The sequence below is a fragment of the Saccharopolyspora terrae genome (genome assembly GCF_004348435.1).
Lineage (GTDB): Bacteria > Actinomycetota > Actinomycetes > Mycobacteriales > Pseudonocardiaceae > Saccharopolyspora > Saccharopolyspora endophytica.
The window spans coordinates 1-4,084 of sequence record NZ_SMKS01000131.1 but is presented as its reverse complement, the minus strand read 5'-3'; the positions used below and the strand labels follow the sequence as shown (position 1 = coordinate 4,084).

The following is a 4,084-nucleotide window of genomic DNA, read 5'->3' as shown; positions in this document are numbered from 1 at the left end:
CCCGCAGCCCACCCGATGAGAATCTCCAGCCACTGTCTTCTCAACCCGTCCTCCCACCCTCAAACCCACTCCTCTCCTCCTCAACCCGCACCTGACCACGGCGGGTGACCCGATTACGGCGGTATTCAGGTCCCCGATTACGGCGGTATTCCGGGTTCCGATTACGGCGGTATTCCGGGGCGGGGGCGGGAGGACCCGGATTACTCCCGTAATCGGGGACCGGAATACGGGAGTAATCCGGTCGCCGCCGTCGAAAATCGAGCGTTCCGTTCACACCTTCAGGGAGTTTCGGGGCGTCGAGGGTCGGCGGGTGTATCTGTGGGACGGGCTCGTTCCTCTTTCTTGGTATGCGAACCCAGCGACGCCCGCCCGTCATCGACGAACTCCCGATCACCGTCTTCCGCCGATGCGACGCCCGAGCGGCAGGTCTGACGGACGAACAGATCTACGCCCGCTTCCTCCGCGTGTTCCACGGCGTCTACACCATCCCCACCACGCCCCTGACCCACGTGCTGAAATGCGCCGCGGCTGCGTTGACCGTCCCCGAAGGCTCGGTCATCACCGGCAGATCGGCCGCGACGTTGCGCGGCGTGGACCTCGCCGGCTTCGGCGACCCGGTGGAGGTGATCGTGCCGAATCCCGACCTGATGATGCGCAGGAAGGGGCTGCGCTGTTCTGCGGTGCGGGTAGCCGAGTTCGAGCACTCGCCGTGGCGTGGGGTCGGCGTGGCCGGGTTTGCGCGCATCGCGTTCGACCTGCTCAAGCAGCGGTCCATCACGCACGCGGTCGCCCACTGCGACGCCCTGCTGCACGCCGGGGTGATCACGGTGGATGAGATCGCGGGTTTCCCTCGTCGGCAGGCACGACCACGGGATCAGGCGGGCGCGGCTGCGGATTCCGCACTTGGACGGGCGGGCCGAATCGGTTCCCGAGTCGGTTCTCCGGGTCGAGTTCGTGCTGCGCGGGCTGCATCCCGTGCCGCAGCTGGAGGTCTTCGACGGAGATCGCTTCGTCGCCCGGCTGGACCTCGCCTTCGAGGAGGCGAAGGTCGCGGTCGAGTGCGACGGCGGCTGGCACGCCGATCCGACCCAGGCCAAGCACGACCGCGTTCGTCGCGATCGGCTCAGAGCGCTGGGGTGGACGGTCATCGTCGTGACCAACGACCGGCTCCGCGATCACCTGGACGAGGTCATGGCCGAGGTCGCGGCAGCGCTGGGAGTCCGGTCGGGGGTGGCCGCGTGACCGCTTACCCTGGTGGGCGTGTTGGTTCTGCTTCCTCCTTCGGAGACCAAGGCTGCTGGTGGGGACGGCGCTCCGCTGGAGCTGGCCGGAATGTCGCACCCGGAGCTGAACGAGACCCGCCGCGAGCTCGTCGACGCACTGTCCACTTTGGCCGGTGACGTGCCGCGAAGTCTTGAAGTTCTGGGGATTTCCGAGCGGCAGGTCGACGAGGTGGAGCGCAACGCCGCGCTGTGGTCCTCCCACACCGCTCCCGCGCTGGAGCGCTACACCGGCGTGCTCTACGACGCCCTGGACATCGGTTCCCTGGAACCCGCGCAGCGCAAGCAGGCCGATGAGCGGCTGGCGGTCGCCTCGGCGCTGTTCGGGCTGGTGCGCGGAACCGACTCGATCCCCGCCTACCGGCTCTCCGGCGGAGGTTCGCTGCCCGGGCTGGGGACGCTGCGCAGCGTGTGGCGCCCGGTGCTGGAACCCGTGCTGGCCGAGGCCGACGATCTCGTGGTGGACCTGCGCTCGGGCGCCTACGCGGCGCTGGCGAAGGTCAGCGGTGCGGTGGAGGTGCGGGTGCTGTCCGAGGACGCTTCGGGCAAGCGCAAGGTCGTCAGCCACCACAACAAGTCCCACAAGGGCAGGTTGGCGCGGGCGCTGGCCTGCGCGCCGGAGGAGCCGCGATCGGTCGAGGACGTCCTGGACGTCGCCGCCGAGGCAGGGCTGCGGGTGGAGCGTGAGGCCGACCGCAAGCTCTGCGTCGTCGTCACGGCCTGAGGAGACGAACAGCACAGCCCGACGCCTGTCCCCCGGACGCCGGGTTCGGTCCGATAGACTGCGGGCTGTCTGCGGCCGGCACTCGGCCGCAATGCGAGCGGCGTCCGCCGCGTTCGCCCACCCATCGGCGCGGTATCGCGCCGGGCTCGTCCTCGTGATCGCCCGCGGAAAGACCCGCGAAGCTCTCCCCGTGACGTGCCTACCTCCGGGGAGTACTTTTCGTGCCTTCTTCTTCTGCCACGCCCGCACGCCGCAGCCAGCCGGGACGTCCGCGACGTCGCCGTCCGCAGGCCAAGGCGCAGCCGGTCAAGCGCAGCCTGTTCGACGAGGTCGGGGTGACGGCCGTCGACCCGGCGCCGTTCGCCGATCTCGGACTGCCCAACCGCCTGGTCCGCGCCCTGCACGACAGCGGCATGCAGGAGGCGTTCCCGATCCAGGCCGCCACCATCCCGGACGCGCTGACGGGACGTGACGTGCTCGGCCGCGGCCAGACGGGGTCCGGCAAGACGCTGGCGTTCGGGCTCCCGCTGCTGGCGCTGCAGACCGGGAGCGCGCGCCCGATGCGTCCGCGCGGCCTGGTGCTGGTGCCCACCCGCGAACTGGCCACCCAGGTCACCGATTCGCTCAAGCCGCTGGCCAAGGCCCTGGGCCTGTACGTCCGCGAGGTCGTCGGCGGCACCTCCTTCAACCGGCAGGTCGACACGCTGCGACGCGGCGTGGACGTCCTGGTCGCGACTCCGGGCCGCCTTGCCGACCACGTGCGGCAGGGCACCTGCGATCTGTCCGAGGTGGAGCGCACCGCGCTGGACGAGGCCGACCAGATGGCCGACATGGGTTTCCTGCCGCAGGTCCGGGAACTGCTCGACATGGTTCCCTCCGACGGTCAGCGGCTGCTGTTCTCCGCGACCCTCGACGGTGACGTGGACAAGCTCGTCGAGCGGTACATGACCGACCCGGTGGTGCACTCGCTGGCGCCGCCGTCGGCCAGCGTCGACAGCATGGAGCACCACCAGTTCCTGGTGTCGGCGACCGACAAGCAGGACGTGCTGGCCCGCATCGCCGCGCGCGAGGGCCGCACCATCATGTTCGTGCGCACCAAGCACCACGCGGACCGGCTCGCCAAGAAGCTGCGCGCCGTCGGCGTGGAAGCCGGTGCGCTGCACGGCGGGAAGGCGCAGAACGCCCGCACCCGCATCCTCGACGAGTTCAAGAACGCCTCGACGAGCACGTTGGTGGCCACCAACGTCGCGGCGCGCGGCATCCACATCGACGACGTGAGCCTGGTGGTGCACGTCGAGCCGCCGGCCGACCCGAAGGACTACCTGCACCGCGCCGGTCGCACCGCGCGCGCGGGTTCCAGCGGCACGGTGGTGACGCTGGTGACCGACGACCAGAAGCAGGCGTTCCGCGCCATGGCGAACCAGGCCGGGGTCAAGGCCATCACGACCGAGGTCCGGCCGCGGGACGCCGAACTCGCGCGCGTCACCGGCGCCCGCGAACCGTCCGGCACGCCGCTGGCCGCACCGCAGCGTCAGCCGCAGAAGCCCGCGAAGTCGCGCGGTGAGCACCGCCCGCAGCGCGCCCCGCGCGGGACCGAACCGTCCCGCCGAGGCACCCACGGTGGAGGCGGCGCGAGCGGCAACGCGAACCGCAACCGCCGCGGAGCATCGGGCGGTCGCACGGGCGCCCCGCAGCGCGCTCGCCGCTCCAACTCCCCTCGCTGAACCCCGCATCGCGCGAACGCGGACGACCTCGAAACCCTCGTGGTCGTCCGCGTTCGCGTATCTGCCCGCCCCGTCACGGGTCCACGATTTCAGTGGAACTTGGACCCCGGGTTTCAGTGGAAGTCCGGTACCGGGTTTCAGTGAGGTGATCTCAGTGGGTTGGGGCTGAGTGCCTGGAGGGGTGTGGGCGTGGGGTCCTGATAGAAGAGGTCTCACCACAAGATCATTCTTCACAGGACCAGGACCCCACGTGATCACTTATCGTGCCACGCTTGATGTCGCCGACGAACTTGCCCTCTACCTCAGCGGGCTGCTTGCTGAGGAGCGCCGACGTCGTGGAACTGGGCTCGGGCGGC

General features: G+C 70.1%; 4 protein-coding genes. 3 read left to right on the top strand and 1 reads right to left on the bottom strand.

All coding sequences use genetic code 11. The annotated features are described in order from the left end of the window. Positions 1 to 278 precede the first annotated feature (278 nt). Positions 279 to 812, bottom strand: a complete 534-nt coding sequence (locus E1181_RS30950) for a hypothetical protein (RefSeq protein ID WP_132679951.1) — start codon at positions 810 to 812, stop codon at positions 279 to 281. 19 nt (positions 813 to 831) lie between these two features. Between E1181_RS30950 and E1181_RS30945 the strand changes: the two genes are divergently transcribed. The 3 genes from E1181_RS30945 (at position 832) to E1181_RS30935 (ending at position 3,728) form a co-directional block, all read left to right on the top strand. Further along, positions 832 to 1,242 (top strand): endonuclease domain-containing protein, encoded by a 411-nt coding sequence (locus tag E1181_RS30945; protein ID WP_132679950.1) that lies wholly within the window; start codon positions 832 to 834, stop codon positions 1,240 to 1,242. Positions 1,243 to 1,260: 18 nt separating this feature from the next. Continuing rightward, positions 1,261 to 2,004, top strand: a complete 744-nt coding sequence (gene yaaA / locus E1181_RS30940; RefSeq protein ID WP_132679949.1) for a peroxide stress protein YaaA — start codon at positions 1,261 to 1,263, stop codon at positions 2,002 to 2,004. Between the two features lie 221 nt (positions 2,005 to 2,225). Next, a complete protein-coding gene (locus E1181_RS30935) occupies positions 2,226 to 3,728 on the top strand; it encodes a DEAD/DEAH box helicase (protein WP_132679948.1) in 1,503 nt (500 codons plus the stop codon). Positions 3,729 to 4,084: the final 356 nt, after the last annotated feature.